This is a genomic window from Nocardioides renjunii (assembly GCF_034661175.1).
Taxonomy (GTDB): Bacteria; Actinomycetota; Actinomycetes; order Propionibacteriales; family Nocardioidaceae; genus Nocardioides; species Nocardioides renjunii.
Map to the genome: position 1 here is coordinate 1 of NZ_CP141058.1, position 14,347 is coordinate 14,347.

Sequence of the window (14,347 nt, forward strand, 5' to 3'; positions counted from 1 at the left end):
GTTCACAGCTTGTGGAGAACTCTGTGGACTGTTGCGGCTGCAAGAGCCCGTGCGAGACGCACCGGGTCAGGCATCAGGGCACGACGACGGTGGAAAGCAAGGCGATCCGGTGGATGAGCAGCAGGTAGACCTCCAGACGGCGTGGCAGCAGATCGTCGAGGACCTCCAGCCCAACCAGCGGGCCTGGCTGCGACCCAGCGTCCCGATGACCGTGCACGAGAACACGGCGATCATCGCGGTGCCCAACGACTTCACCCGCAACCAGCTCGAGGGCCGGCTCCGCAACCACATCGAGGACGCGCTCAGCGAGGCCTTCGGTCGCGAGATCCGGATGCTCGTCACGGTCAACCCCGCGCTCGAGGACGCCGAACAGCTGGTCCCGGTCGATGAATCGCCAGATCGATCTGTCTCTTTGTCGACAAACGACCACCAAGCCTTCGACCCGACCCCGCCGGCCATGGTCGAGCACGAGCCGAGCCCCGGCCCCAGCGAGCGCCGCCCGTCAGCCCTGGAGACGCGGCTCAACCCCAAGTACACGTTCGAGACGTTCGTCATCGGGTCGTCCAACCGCTTCCCGCACGCGGCCGCGGTGGCCGTCGCCGAGGCGCCCGGCAAGGCCTACAACCCGCTCCTGGTCTACGGCGAGTCCGGCCTCGGCAAGACCCACCTGCTGCACGCGATCGGCCACTACGTCCGCAGCCTCTACAGCAACGCCAAGGTGCGCTACGTCTCGAGCGAGGAGTTCACCAACGAGTTCATCAATGCGATCCGCGACGACCGCCAGGACCGCTTCAAGCGGCGCTACCGCGACGTGGACGTGCTGCTGATCGACGACATCCAGTTCCTCGAGGGCAAGACGCAGACCCAGGAGGAGTTCTTCCACACGTTCAACACCCTCCACAACGCCAACAAGCAGATCGTGCTGACCTCCGACCGGGCGCCCAAGCGGCTCGAGGCGCTCGAGGACCGACTGCGCAACCGGTTCGAGTGGGGGCTGATCACCGACGTCCAGCCGCCCGACCTCGAGACCCGCATCGCGATCCTGCGCAAGAAGGCGGCGATGGACCGGCTCACGGCGCCGCCGGACGTGCTCGAGTTCATCGCCTCCAAGATCCAGACCAACATCCGCGAGCTCGAGGGTGCCCTGATCCGGGTCACGGCGTTCGCCAACCTCAACCGCCAGGAGGTCGACATGACGCTGGCCGAGATCGTCCTCAAGGACCTGATCCCCGAGGGCGGCGAGCCGGAGATCACCCACGCGCTGATCATCGCCCAGACCGCCGCCTACTTCGGCGTCTCGCTCGAGGACCTCACCGGCCCCTCGCGCGGTCGGCACCTGGTGATGGCGCGCCAGATCGGGATGTACCTCTGCCGCGAGCTGACCTCGATGTCGCTGCCCCAGATCGGGCGCGAGTTCGGTGGACGCGACCACACGACGGTCATGTACGCCGACCGCAAGATCCGCCAGCTGCTGGCCGAGCGCCGCGCTGTCTTCAACCAGGTCAGCGAGCTGACCAACCGGGTGAAGATGCAGGCCCGCCAGGCCTGAGGCCCGCCCCCACGAGGCGGCCGGTCCTGCGGACCGCGCCGCCAGCCACTGGCGTGTGGAGAACATGTGGTTCGGCCCGGCCCGTCGTCCCCACCCCCTGTGGATGCGCCGGGACGAACGACACGAACCGGCCCGGCGTCCACACCCGCCACCAGCGGGGCCGTGCTGCGTCCACACCCGTCATCCACATGGTTTCGGTGCCCTGACCTGCACGAACGCCGCTCATCCACAGTTTCCACGGACCCTATGACGACTATGGACCTGAAGACTGGTCCCCTCTCCCACCAACACCGAACGGCCCGTCCTCTGGGGAGAACCCTGCCGCGGCCACCGCGGCGCGTGGCAGGATGCACTTCCCACACGCTCATGTGTGGTTCCTGCCTGCCTGCCACCCGAACGCTCCACCCCTCCTCGAGGAGACCCTTGTGAAGTTCCGCGTCGAACGCGACGTCTTCGCCGATGCCGTTGCCTGGGCGGCCCGCAGCCTCCCGGTCCGCCCGAGCTCGCCGGTCCTCGCCGGGCTGCTCATCGAGGCGAGCGACGCCGGCCTGGTGCTCTCCACCTTCGACTACGAGACCTCGGCCCGCGCCACGCTGACCGCCGAGGTCAACGACGAGGGCAAGGCCCTCGTCAGCGGCAGGCTCCTCGCCGACATCTGCCGCAGCCTGCCCGCCAAGCCGGTCGAGCTGACCCTCGAGGGGCCCCGCGTCTCACTGACCTGCGGCTCGGCCCGGTTCAGCCTCCAGACCATGCCGGTCGCTGACTACCCCACGCTCCCCGAGATGCCGTCCGCCACCGGCACCGTGTCCAGCGCCGACTTCGCCCACGCCGTCTCCCAGGCGGTCACGGCGGCCGGTCGCGACGACATGCTGCCCGTGCTCACCGGCGTACGCATCGAGATCGACGGCTCCACGATGGCGCTGCTGGCCACCGACCGCTTCCGCCTCTCCCACCGCGAGCTGACCTGGAACCCGCAGTCGCCCGACGAGTCGGTCGCGGCGCTCGTGCCGGCCAAGGTCCTCGGCGACACGGCCAAGTCGCTCACCTCGGGCGCCGAGGTCACCATCGCGCTGAGCGCCAGCGGCGCCGGCGAGGGCCTCATCGGCTTCGAGGGCACCGGCCTGGGCGGCGTGCGGCGTACGACGACGCGCCTCCTCGACGGGGAGTTCCCCAAGGTCCGGTCCCTGTTCCCGGCCGAGCACCTCACCGTCGCCAAGGTCAACAAGGCCGAGCTCATCGAGACCGTCAAGCGCGTCGCGCTGGTGGCCGAGCGCAACACCGCGGTCCAGATGAAGTTCGGCGAGGACCAGATCGTGCTCGACGCCGGGTCCGGCGACGAGGCGATGGCCACCGAGGCCGTCGACGCCGACATCAACGGCGACGACCTGACCACCGGCTTCAACCCGCAGTTCCTGCTCGACGGCCTGACCGCCATCGACGGGGAGTTCGTCGACCTGGCCTTCACCCAGGCGACCAAGCCGGTCGTCATCTCCGGGACGGACGCCGCCGACGACGCGGGCACCTTCCGCTACCTGCTGATGCCGCGCCGCCTGCTCTCGTAACCTGGTCGAACAGCCGCGAGGCACAAGCGGTGTTTGGAGACTTCCTGATCAGGGGGTCTCGAGACAGCACGTCGCGACCTCGTCCCTGGGTCGTGGCGCCACTCGACCTCCCTCGACGCGCCGTGCACTCGTCCCTCGCGCCCGGCTAGTCTCGTGACATGGACATCGGACTCATCGGGCTGGGCAAGATGGGCGGCAACATGCGCGAGCGCATGCGCCGCGCGGGACTCACGGTCGTCGGCTACGACCGCAACCCCGACGTCAGCGACGTCGACTCGCTCGAGGCGCTGGTGGAGGCGTTGCCGAGCCCCAAGGTCGTGTGGGTCATGGTGCCGGCGGGCGACCCGACCCGCGCGACGGTCCAGGAGCTGTCCGGGCTGCTCGGCGAGGGCGACGTCGTGGTCGACGGCGGCAACTCCCGCTGGACCGACGACCTCGCCAACGCCGAGCTGCTCGCGGAGAAGAAGATCGGCTACGTCGACTGCGGCGTCTCCGGCGGCGTGTGGGGCCTGGAGAACGGCTACGCGCTGATGTACGGCGGCGACGAGGCCGACATCGCCAAGGTGCAGCCGGCCTTCGACGCCCTGGCGCCCGAGGGTGACTTCGGGTCGGTCCACGCCGGCAAGGTGGGCGCCGGCCACTTCTCCAAGATGGTCCACAACGGCATCGAGTACGCGATCATGCAGTCCTACGCCGAGGGCTGGGAGCTGCTCGAGGCGGTCGACATGGTCGACAACGTCACCGAGGTGTTCCGGTCCTGGCGCGAGGGCACCGTCATCCGCTCGTGGCTGCTCGACCTCATGGTCGCGGCGCTCGACGACGACCCCGGCCTGAGCAAGATAGCCGGCTACGCCGAGGACTCCGGCGAGGGCCGGTGGACCGTCGAGGCGGGCATCGAGCACGCGGTCGCCACCCCGGCGATCACCGCGGCGCTCTACGCCCGGTTCGTCTCCCGCCAGGACGACAGCCCCGCCATGAAGGCCGTTGCGGCGATGCGCAACCAGTTCGGCGGCCACGCCGTGCGGACCCCGGCCCCCAAGGGCGGCGACGCCGAGGGCGGCGGCCAGGCTCCCCAGACCGAGACGTCGCAGAAGGCCGGCGCCGGCACCACGGAGGAGCCCAGCGAGAGCTAGGGCCATGCCTTGCACGTAGCCCACCTCACCCTCCACGACTTCCGCTCCTACGCCGACATCGACGTCGCGCTCGAGCCGGGGGCGACGGCCTTCATCGGCCGCAACGGCCAGGGCAAGACCAACCTCGTCGAGGCGATCGACTACCTCTCGCGGCTGTCCTCCCACCGTGTCGCCACCGACGCGCCGCTCGTCCGCGCCGGCGCCGACCAGGCGATCGTGCGCGCCTCGGTGGTCAAGGAGGGTCGCACCGCGCTCCTCGAGGTCGAGCTCAACCCGGGTCGCGCCAACCGCGCCCGGATCAACCGCTCCCCGCTGCCGCGCCCCCGCGAGATCATCGGCCTGGTGCGGACGGTGGTCTTCGCGCCCGACGACCTCACCCTGGTCAAGGGCGACCCGTCCGACCGGCGCAAGCTCCTCGACGACCTGCTGATGCTGCGTACGCCCCGCCTGGCGGGGGTGCGCTCGGACTACGACCGGATCCTGAAGCAGCGCAACAGCCTGCTGAAGACGGCCGGGCTCGCCCGCGGCTCCTCGCGTGACGCGGCGCTGTCGACGCTCGAGATCTGGGACGACAACCTCGCGCGCGTCGGCGCCGAGGTCCTCGGCGCCCGCCTGGCGCTGGTCGAGGACCTGCGGCCCTACCTCGGCAAGGCCTACGAGGCGGTCGCACGCGGCGCGAGCCGCGACGACGCCGACCTCGAGTATCGCGCGAGCATCGACCTCACGTCGGTGGCCGCCACCACGGAGGCGTTGCAGGCCGCGCTGCTGGAGGCGGTCGCCGCGAAGCGCAAGGAGGAGCTCGACCGCGGCATCTCGCTCGTCGGCCCGCACCGCGACGAGCTGCTCCTCACCCTGGGCAACGCCGAGCTGCGGCTCCCGGTCAAGGGCTACGCCTCGCACGGGGAGTCCTGGTCCTTCGCGCTCGCGCTGCGGCTGGCGTCGTACGACCTGCTGCGCGCCGACGGCGACGACCCCATCCTCGTCCTCGACGACGTCTTCGCCGAGCTCGACACCGAGCGCCGCAGCCAGCTCGCGCAGCTCGTCGCCGGCGCCGAGCAGGTGCTGGTCACCGCGGCGGTCGCGGCAGACGTACCCGCGTCCCTGCAGGGAGTGCGCTACCTGGTCGCCGACGGGACCGTGACGCGCGATGAGTGACGAGCGCCCCGATCCCCCACACGAGGCGGACGGGGACGACGTAACCGAGCCAGGAGCCGCACCCGAGCCCGAGCACCAGCCGGACGGCCTCGACCTGGCGCGCGCCGCTGCCCGCGCCGCGGCTGCCAGCGCCGGTACGCCGCCCGCGCGGCGGCCGGCCTCCCGCACCCGGCGGCGGACCACCACGACGTCGTCCGGCGCGCGGCCCGACGACCGCGACCCCCAGCTGCTGGGGCAGGCGATGGGCCGGCTCGTCGCCAACCACGGCTGGGAGCTCGACCTCAAGGTGCAGGGCGTGTTCGGGCGCTGGGCCGAGCTGGTGGGCGACGAGGTCGCCGACCACTGCACCCCGGAGTCGTTCGACGACGGCCGGCTGGTGGTGCGGACCGACTCCACGGCGTGGGCGACCCAGCTCAAGCTGCTCGCACCCACCGTCGTACGACGCCTCAACGAGGAGCTCGGGCACGGCACCGTCACCCTGATCGAGGTCCTCGGCCCGCACCTGCCGAGCTGGAAGAAGGGCCGGCTCTCCAGCCGGGACGGACGCGGACCGCGCGACACCTACGGGTGACGCCGGGAGCCCCGATCTGCCGATCTGGGAGCCGCCGAACCGTATGGGGCCCCACCGACCCCCCTGTTCGGGCCTGTGAACGGGCACCATGGGGCCGCTGGGGGCATGTTTGCCGCCGAATCCATCCCCAGCCCGGGGCGGTTACTTCGGTGAAGCCCCGCTGAGGGGTAGCATGGGGCCTACGAGTCGCACGTCGTGTTGCCCCGCAACCGCAGCGACTCGACTCATGTCGAGCGCCCCCGGACCACGCGCCGGGGCGATGAGCAGAAGGCCGTGCCTTGAGCGAAGAGAATCCCGAGTCCACCGCAGCCCCGACCCCCGATTCCGCTCCTGACCCGCAGCCCTCCGAGGCCGAGCGCGCCGCTGCGCTCGCGGCGGCGGTCGAGGAGTCCGCCGACGAGCCGGCAGCCGAGAGGCGCTCGTCGACGGCCGTCGACAAGAGCGTCGAGTACGACGCCTCCGCGATCACGGTCCTCGAGGGCCTCGAGGCGGTCCGCAAGCGACCGGGCATGTACATCGGCTCGACCGGCGAGCGCGGCCTGCACCACCTGATCTGGGAGATCGTGGACAACGGCGTCGACGAGGCGCTGGCCGGCTACGCCACCCGCATCGTGCTGACCCTGCAGGCCGACGGCGGGGTGCGCGTCGAGGACAACGGCCGTGGCATCCCGACCGACACGGCGCCGGGCCAGGAGATGCCGGCGCTCACCATGGCGCTGACCATGCTCCACGCCGGCGGCAAGTTCGGTGGCGGCGGCTACAAGGTGTCCGGTGGACTCCACGGCGTGGGCGTCTCGGTCGTCAACGCGCTGTCCACCCGCCTGGTCGCCGAGGTGAAGAACAGGGGCCACCTGTGGCGCCAGACGTTCCGGCTCGGCGTTCCCGAGGCCGACCTCGAGCAGGTCCGGCCGATGGAGGCCGGCGAGCAGACCGGCACGACGGTCACCTGGTACGCCTCGGAGGACATCTTCGAGGAGACCACCTACAACCTCGAGACCATCACCTCGCGGCTGCGCGAGATGGCGTTCCTCAACAAGGGCGTGGAGTTCGTCGTGCGCGACGAGCGGCCCGAGGCCGAGTCGCGCGTCGACGCCGTCGAGGACGACACCGTCGACAGCGAGGTCGACAACGCCGGTCACGACGCCATCAAGCGCGCGGAGACGGGCGGGCTCGAGCAGGTCTTCAAGTACGACCGCGGGCTCGTCGACTACGTCGAGCACCTCAACCGCCGCAAGACCGCGGCCAACGCGAGCGTCATCTCCTTCGAGGCCGAGACGGCCGAGGGCGCCACGGGGCAGCACATGAGCCTCGAGGTCGCGATGCAGTGGAACACCTCCTACACCGAGTCGGTCCACACCTTCGCCAACAACATCAACACCCACGAGGGCGGGACCCACGAGGAGGGCTTCCGCGCCTCCCTGACCTCGCTGGTCAACAACTGGGGCGAGGAGTGGGGGCTGATCAAGAAGAAGGAGGACCGGGTCTCCGGCGACGACATCCGCGAGGGCCTGACCGCCATCATCTCGATCAAGCTGTCCGAGCCGCAGTTCGAGGGCCAGACCAAGACCAAGCTCGGCAACACCGAGGCCAAGGGCTTCGCCCAGCGGATCATGAACGACCAGCTCGGTGCCTGGTTCGAGCAGAACCCGGCCGAGGGCCGCGACATCGTCCGCAAGTCCCAGGCCGCCGCCAGCGCCCGCATCGCCGCCCGCAAGGCGCGCGAGCTCGCCCGCGGCCGCAAGGGCCTGCTCGGCGGCGGTGGCCTCCCCGGCAAGCTGAGCGACTGCCAGTCGACCAACCCGGAGGAGTGCGAGGTCTTCATCGTCGAGGGCGACTCGGCCGGTGGCTCCGCCCGTCAGGGCCGCGACCCGCGCATCCAGGCGATCCTCCCGATCCGCGGCAAGATCCTCAACGTCGAGAAGGCGCGCATCGACCGCGTGCTCGCCAACACCGAGGTCCAGGCGATCATCTCCGCGCTCGGCACCGGCATCCACGAGGAGTTCGACCTCGAGAAGCTGCGCTACCACAAGGTCGTGATGATGGCCGACGCCGACGTCGACGGCCACCACATCAACACGCTCCTGCTGACGCTGCTCTTCCGCTTCATGAAGCCGCTCATCGAGCACGGCTACGTCTACATGGCGCAGCCGCCGCTCTACCGCCTGCGGTGGAACAAGCCGGCGACCCACGAGTTCGTCTACTCCGACGCCGAGCGCGACGCGCTGCTCGCCGACGGCCTGGCGCAGGGCAAGAAGCTGCCCAAGGAGAACCCGGTCCAGCGCTACAAGGGGCTCGGCGAGATGAACGCCGACGAGCTGTGGGAGACCACGATGGACCCCGACGCCCGCCTGATGAAGCAGGTCGGCCTCGACGACGCCGCGCAGGCCGACGAGATCTTCTCGATCCTCATGGGCGAGGACGTCGAGCAGCGGCGCTCCTTCATCCAGCGCAACGCCAAGGACGTCCGATTCCTCGATATCTAGGTCGCTAGCCGTCTCTACGCCCAGCCCTAGACATCGATAGAACGCAGGAGAGAACCCCAGATGACTGAGACCCCCACCGGCACCGGAGCCGGCGGCTTCGGCTTCGGCGACGAGCGCATCCAGCCGATCGAGTTGCAGACGCTGATGCAGCAGTCCTACATCGACTACGCGATGACCGTCATCGTCGGGCGCGCGCTGCCCGACGTGCGCGACGGGCTCAAGCCCGTGCACCGGCGCATCCTCTACGCGATGTACGACGGCGGCTACCGCCCCGACCGCGGCTTCTCGAAGTGCTCGCGCGTCGTCGGTGACGTCATGGGTCAGTACCACCCCCACGGCGACTCGGCCATCTACGACACCATGGTCCGCCTCGCGCAGCCGTGGGTGCTGCGCGCGCCGCTGATCAACGGCCAGGGCAACTTCGGCTCGCCGGGCAACGACTCCGCCGCGGCCATGCGCTACACCGAGTGCCGGATGGCGCCGCTGGCCATGGAGATGGTGCGCGACATCGACGAGGACACCGTCGACTTCCGCCCCAACTACGACGGTCGCTCGCAGGAGCCGACCATCCTGCCCTCGCGCTTCCCCAACCTGCTGGTCAACGGCTCCGCGGGCATCGCGGTCGGCATGGCGACCAACATCCCGCCGCACAACCTCCGCGAGATCGCCGAGGGCGCGACCTGGGCGCTCGAGCACCCTGATGCGACCAAGCAGGAGCTCCAGGACGCCCTGCTCGAGCGGGTCAAGGGCCCCGACTTCCCCAACGGGGCGCTGATCGTCGGCCGCCAGGGGATCGAGCAGGCCTACCGCACCGGGCGCGGGTCGATCACCCAGCGCGCCGTCGTCGAGATCGACGAGGACGCCAAGGGCCGCACGATGCTGGTCATCAGCGAGCTCCCCTACATGGTCAACCCCGACAACCTCGCGCTCAAGATCGCCGAGCTGGCCGACTCGGGCCGGATCCAGGGCATCTCCGACGTGCGCGACGACACCTCCTCGCGCACCGGCCAGCGCCTGGTGATCATCCTCAAGCGCGACGCCGTCGCGCGCGTGGTGCTCAACAACCTGTTCAAGCACACCGAGCTGCAGTCGAACTTCTCGGCCAACATGCTCGCCCTGGTCGACGGGGTGCCCCGCACGCTGAGCATCGACGCCTTCATCTCCCACTGGGTCACCCACCAGATCGAGGTCATCCAGCGGCGTACGCGCTTCCGCCTCGCCGAGGCCGAGCGCCAGGCCCACGTCTACCGCGGCCTGGTCAAGGCGCTCGACGCCCTCGACGACGTCATCGCGCTCATCCGGCGCAGCCCCGACGTCGAGGAGGCCCGCACCGGCCTGATCGAGCTGCTCGACATCGACGAGGTGCAGGCCAATGCCATCCTCGAGATGCAGCTGCGCCGGCTTGCCGCCCTCGAGCGCCAGAAGATCATGGACCGCCTCGCCGAGCTCGAGCGCGTCATCGCCGACCTCGAGGACATCCTCGCCAGCGAGCCGCGCCAGCGGCAGATCGTCTCCGAAGAGCTCAAGGAGATCACCGACAAGTACGGCGACGACCGCCGTACGCAGATCATCGCGGCGGACGGTGACCTGTCGATGGAGGACCTGATCCCCGACGAGGACCTCGTCGTCTCGATCACCCGCGGCGGCTACGCCAAGCGCACCCGCGCCGACCAGTACCGCCTCCAGAAGCGCGGCGGCAAGGGCGTGCGCGGTGCGACCCTGCGCGGCGACGACGTGGTGCAGCACTTCATCGCGACCACCAACCACCACTGGCTGCTGTTCTTCACCACCGCCGGCCGGGTCTACCGCACCAAGGCCTACAACCTCCCCGAGGCGGCCCGCGACGCCAAGGGCGGCCACGTGGCCGGCCTGCTGAGCTTCCAGCCCGACGAGGACATCGCCCAGGTGCTGGCGATCCGCGACTACGAGCAGGCCCCCTACCTCGTGCTCGCCACCCGCACCGGGTTGGTCAAGAAGACCAAGCTCGGCGACTACAACAGCCCCCGCCAGGCCGGCGTCATCGCGATCAACTTCCGCGAGGAGGACGACGAGCTGATCGGCGCAGAGCTGGTCAACGGCGACGACGACATCCTGCTGGTCTCCCGCAAGGGCCAGTCGATCCGCTTCAAGGCCGACGACGAGCAGCTGCGGCCGATGGGTCGCGCCACCGGTGGTGTGCGCGGCATGAAGTTCCGCGACGGCGACTCGCTGCTGTCGATGTCGGTGATCCGGGCCGCGCAGGTGGCGGCCGAGGAGGCCGTCGAGGGCGACGCCGCCGACTCCGACGAGGTGAAGGAGCAGTACGTCTTCACGATCACCGACGGCGGCTTCGCCAAGCGCAGCCGGATCAGTGAGTACCGCCTCCAGACCCGCGGCGGCATCGGCATCAAGGCGATGTCCCTGGCCAACGAGGACCGCGGCGGCCTCGTCGGCGCGTTCATCGTGGAGGAGGACGACGAGGTCCTCTCGATCACGAGCGGCGGCCAGGTCGTGCGCAGCCCGATCGACGCCAACTTCCGGCCCACCGGCCGCTCGACGATGGGCGTGAAGTTCGTCGCGCCCAAGTCGGGGGACTCGGTCGCCGTCGTGGCCCGCTCGGTGGAGGCCAAGATCGCCGAGGAGGTCGAGCAGCTCACCGCCGAGACCGCCGAGGCGGTCGAGGCCGAGGCCCGCGAGGCCGCTGCCGAATCGCCCGACGTGGTCGACGATGCAACAATCGACGGTGAGGACGCTGTCGAGGCGCCCGCCGACGAGAGCACCGAGGAGTGAGTGATCCCGTGTCGGAACGCACCGCGACTCCCCGTCGTACGTCTGAGGACGAGCCTGCCAAGCGGTCCCTGACCGGCCGCCTGCAGGACACGCTGTCCAGCGCTGCCGAGGAGCACCGCGCCAACGCGGGGCCCTCGGGCGCCAAGGGCAACCGCGCCCGTCGTGAGCCGGGGCGCCAGCCCCGCCGTGCCCGGCTGCGGCTGACCCGCATCGACCCGTGGTCGGTGATGAAGACCGCCTTCCTGCTCTCGGTCGCCTTCGGCGTCGTGACGTTCGTGGCGATCTTCATGGTCTGGTCGGTGCTCGGCGCCGCCGGCGTGTGGGACTCGATCAACTCCGCCGTGGCCAGCATCGTCGAGGGCGACAGCGGCAACTCGACCTTCGACGTGACCGACTACGTCGGCATGTCGCGCGTGCTCGGCTTCACGCTCCTGGTGTCGGTGCTCGACGTGATCCTGCTGACCGCGATCGCCACCCTGACGGCCTTCCTCTACAACCTCGCCGCCGCCCTCCTCGGCGGCATCGAGGTGACGCTCGCCGAGGACGAGAAGTGATCCCGACCCTCGATTGGCACCGCCCGACCGGGGTCAGGTAATCTTCGGCGTCGCTGCTGCTGCAGCGTGCGGGCCTATAGCTCAGACGGTTAGAGCGCTTCCCTGATAAGGAAGAGGTCGGAGGTTCAAGTCCTCCTAGGCCCACTCCACCCGCATCACCTTCGTCCGATCGCCGCGATCCCGAGGAGAGTCCCGTGAAGAAGCTCCTGCTGGTCGTCCTCGCCGCCGCCGGCGCGGCCCTCGCGAAGAAGAAGATGGACGAGGGCAAGAACGAGCAGGCCCTCTGGGCCGAGGCCACCGACAACGTCGACCGGGCCTGACGCTCAGTCGTTGTTCGCCGCCACTCGTCCGTGAGTGGTCGGCACACCAGGGGCCTTGGCGCAATTGGTAGCGCACCTGCTTTGCAAGCAGGGGGTTGCGAGTTCGAGTCTCGTAGGCTCCACCAGCAAAACCCCAGGTCAGCCTGGGGTTTTGCTCTTTTCTGGAGTGTTCCGGTCGACTTCGAGATCGGCCTCTAGGGGGACTGGTGGGGGAAAGACCACGGGATCGACCGTGGGTCGGCTCCTTTGGCAAACTCGAAGCGCGGCCGCATGGTCGTCGTTACGGTCCTGAGCATGGACGACGCGGGGACGCCGGGCGAGAAGCGAATGCGCCTGCGGTACGCCGGGGCGTGCCGCGTCTGTGAGGTCGCGCTGCCCGCCAAGACCGAGGCGATCTACGAGCGGTCGACGAAGACCGTGCGCTGTCTGGGCCACGAGAAGTCGGGTGTCGATGTGGTGACAGTCGAAGCACCGATCAGCGCCGGCACTCCGGGTGGTTCTGCTCGTCGGGAGTTCGAGCGCCGTGAGCAGAACAGGGAACGACGGATCCGCGAGAAGCACCCGAGGTTGGGCGGGCTCATCCATGCCTTCAGCGACGAGCCGCAGTCGACGAAGGCCTGGGACTCCGGCGCGCTGGGCGAGGAGCGCCTCGGCAGCCGCCTCAACGAGCTCGCCTCCGACACCCTCCGAGTCCTGCACGACCGGACGATTCCTGGAACCAGGGCGAACATCGACCACCTTGCGGTCACCCCCACCGGGGTCTTCGTCATCGACGCGAAGAAGTACGCCGGCCGCCCGCACCTCAAGGTCGAGGGCGGGCTCCTCCGGCCGCGCGTCGAGAAGCTGATGGTCGGCAGCCGCAACTGCACGAAGCTCGTCGACGGGATGCTGAGGCAGATCGACGTCGTCCGCGGTATGCTCGGCGACGATGTCGCAGTACAAGGCGTGCTCTGCTTCGTCGAAGCTGACTGGCCACTGCTAGGGGGCTCGTTCACCACACGCGGCGTCGAGGTGATGTGGCCCAAGAAGCTGTACCCGTTGTTGCGGGCCGGCGATGCTGCGGACGTCGATGGCGTCGAGCCTGTGTACCGACGGCTGGCGTCCGCCCTGCCACCAGCCTGACCACGGTCCAGGCCCGCGAATACTACTTTCGTGAATCGTCCCCCAGGCGCGGTGCCAACGGCAGGATGTGCAATGCCTGCCGGCAAAGACGGCAGCCAGGACGGAGTTGGAATGTCGATCGTGGCAAAGCCGCTGAATGCGACGCTCATCCATCACACAGGGACCTTCATCCGGTTCCGCAAGACCGACGCGGCGTCGCTACCTCCCGCAGAACGCAAGTGCGAGATCGAGCTCCCCGACGGTCGAGTGGTCGCTGGCAAGTTCGCCGGTAATCGGGACCTTTTCAATGTGAATGGTCCAGAACTCATTCGGTGGATCAAGTCATGGCTTCCAGACACCAAGAGCGCGCGCGTCGTTGTGCACCCGGTTGGGACTGCAGACAAGATTCGACTTGAACTACTCGGAGCATCTCCAGCCGCCCTGTCTTCGAAGGATAGAAGGTCACTTCTCGCCAGGGCTCCGAAGACCAAAGGGCTCGCCGGAGACCGAAAGCGTCAGGAGTTCAGTCGATGGGAGCGCGACCCGGCTCTCCGCCGATTCGTTCGGGGCGTTTGGGGTTCACGATGCCAGGTCGTCGGATGCAGCACGCAAGACGCCGTTTCGAAGACCGCCGCAAGCGACAGCCTCGTTGACGTACATCACCTGATGTCGGTCAGCCTCAGGGGCGACGACTCTCCAGCCAATCTGGTTGTGCTGTGCATGATGCATCACGGGCTCATCCATCGATCTTCAGGCGTCACTACGACGGTGAATGTTGGCTCGGTCCGCATCGCTGCGGACGGTGTCAGGTTCGAGATGAAACGCGACCTCGAGACTCTCAACCGAGCCATGTCCTGGCGTCCCTGACGGACCCAGGATCTGTCGAAATAGCCACTCGCGGCCAGAGATTCGCCCAAATCGGCAGAGGTTGGCAAGTCTCGGCAGTAGCCTCGATCCGTGATCGAGCCCTGGGTGTCCGCCGACGACATCGCTGCGCACCTTGGCGTCACCAAGGACTCCGTCTACGCCTGGATCGCCAAGAAGGGTATGCCCGCACATCGGGTGGGGCGTCTTTGGAAGTTCAAGGTCTCTGAGGTCGACGACTGGGTCCGCAACGACCGGGCCACGGACACCGCCGGGAGTGTCTGAG

Annotated in this window: 12 protein-coding genes and 2 tRNA genes; all 14 read left to right on the forward strand. The window is 69.1% G+C overall.

Annotated elements, in window-relative coordinates; all coding sequences use genetic code 11:
* Positions 1 to 109 precede the first annotated feature (109 nt).
* The 14 genes from dnaA (at position 110) to SHK17_RS00070 (ending at position 14,346) form a co-directional block, all read left to right on the forward strand.
* Positions 110 to 1,549 carry a chromosomal replication initiator protein DnaA gene (gene dnaA / locus SHK17_RS00005; RefSeq protein WP_405030386.1) on the forward strand — a complete coding sequence of 480 codons (1,440 nt, stop codon included), beginning with the start codon at positions 110 to 112 and terminating at the stop codon, positions 1,547 to 1,549.
* Positions 1,550 to 1,974: 425 nt separating this feature from the next.
* On the forward strand, positions 1,975 to 3,111 hold the full coding sequence (gene dnaN, locus SHK17_RS00010; protein ID WP_172268310.1) for a DNA polymerase III subunit beta: 1,137 nt from the start codon (positions 1,975 to 1,977) through the stop codon (positions 3,109 to 3,111).
* Between the two features lie 158 nt (positions 3,112 to 3,269).
* Positions 3,270 to 4,244, forward strand: coding sequence for a phosphogluconate dehydrogenase (NAD(+)-dependent, decarboxylating) (gene gnd, locus SHK17_RS00015; protein WP_322423669.1), 975 nt, complete (start codon positions 3,270 to 3,272; stop codon positions 4,242 to 4,244).
* 9 nt (positions 4,245 to 4,253) lie between these two features.
* On the forward strand, positions 4,254 to 5,399 hold the full coding sequence (recF, locus tag SHK17_RS00020; protein ID WP_172268316.1) for a DNA replication/repair protein RecF: 1,146 nt from the start codon (positions 4,254 to 4,256) through the stop codon (positions 5,397 to 5,399).
* Positions 5,392 to 5,970 carry a DUF721 domain-containing protein gene (locus SHK17_RS00025; RefSeq protein ID WP_322920636.1) on the forward strand — a complete coding sequence of 193 codons (579 nt, stop codon included), beginning with the start codon at positions 5,392 to 5,394 and terminating at the stop codon, positions 5,968 to 5,970. Before recF ends, SHK17_RS00025 begins: the two co-directional genes overlap by 8 nt.
* Before the next feature lie 464 nt (positions 5,971 to 6,434).
* Positions 6,435 to 8,453 carry a DNA topoisomerase (ATP-hydrolyzing) subunit B gene (gene gyrB, locus SHK17_RS00030; protein ID WP_405030420.1) on the forward strand — a complete coding sequence of 673 codons (2,019 nt, stop codon included), beginning with the start codon at positions 6,435 to 6,437 and terminating at the stop codon, positions 8,451 to 8,453.
* Positions 8,454 to 8,513: 60 nt separating this feature from the next.
* Entirely contained in the window at positions 8,514 to 11,222 is a 2,709-nt protein-coding gene (gyrA, locus tag SHK17_RS00035; RefSeq protein ID WP_322920638.1) for a DNA gyrase subunit A, read from the forward strand.
* 8 nt (positions 11,223 to 11,230) lie between these two features.
* The gene (locus tag SHK17_RS00040; protein ID WP_322920639.1) at positions 11,231 to 11,776 is read left to right on the forward strand and encodes a DUF3566 domain-containing protein; all 546 of its coding nucleotides are present in this window, start codon (positions 11,231 to 11,233) and stop codon (positions 11,774 to 11,776) included.
* Positions 11,777 to 11,846: 70 nt separating this feature from the next.
* Positions 11,847 to 11,920 (forward strand) — tRNA-Ile (locus SHK17_RS00045).
* Between the two features lie 50 nt (positions 11,921 to 11,970).
* Positions 11,971 to 12,096 (forward strand): DLW-39 family protein, encoded by a 126-nt coding sequence (locus tag SHK17_RS00050; protein WP_216652076.1) that lies wholly within the window; start codon positions 11,971 to 11,973, stop codon positions 12,094 to 12,096.
* 49 nt (positions 12,097 to 12,145) lie between these two features.
* Positions 12,146 to 12,221, forward strand: a tRNA-Ala gene (locus SHK17_RS00055).
* A 169-nt stretch (positions 12,222 to 12,390) separates the two neighbouring features.
* Positions 12,391 to 13,218: a nuclease-related domain-containing protein gene (locus SHK17_RS00060; RefSeq protein WP_322920640.1), complete on the forward strand. Its 828-nt coding sequence runs from the start codon at positions 12,391 to 12,393 to the stop codon at positions 13,216 to 13,218.
* A gap of 120 nt (positions 13,219 to 13,338) precedes the next feature.
* Positions 13,339 to 14,064: a hypothetical protein gene (locus SHK17_RS00065; RefSeq protein WP_322920641.1), complete on the forward strand. Its 726-nt coding sequence runs from the start codon at positions 13,339 to 13,341 to the stop codon at positions 14,062 to 14,064.
* 90 nt (positions 14,065 to 14,154) lie between these two features.
* Positions 14,155 to 14,346 (forward strand): helix-turn-helix domain-containing protein, encoded by a 192-nt coding sequence (locus tag SHK17_RS00070; RefSeq protein ID WP_322920642.1) that lies wholly within the window; start codon positions 14,155 to 14,157, stop codon positions 14,344 to 14,346.
* The last annotated feature ends 1 nt before the right edge of the window (position 14,347 follow it).

What these genes read in the sequence shown, in the direction of transcription:
- gnd (WP_322423669.1), top strand. Translation starts at nt 3,270, where the DNA reads ATGGACATCGGACTCATCGGGCTGGGCAAGATGGGCGGCAACATGCGC.
- SHK17_RS00025 (WP_322920636.1), top strand. Translation starts at nt 5,392, where the DNA reads ATGAGTGACGAGCGCCCCGATCCCCCACACGAGGCGGACGGGGACGAC.
- gyrA (WP_322920638.1), top strand. Translation starts at nt 8,514, where the DNA reads ATGACTGAGACCCCCACCGGCACCGGAGCCGGCGGCTTCGGCTTCGGC.
- SHK17_RS00060 (WP_322920640.1), top strand. Translation starts at nt 12,391, where the DNA reads ATGGACGACGCGGGGACGCCGGGCGAGAAGCGAATGCGCCTGCGGTAC.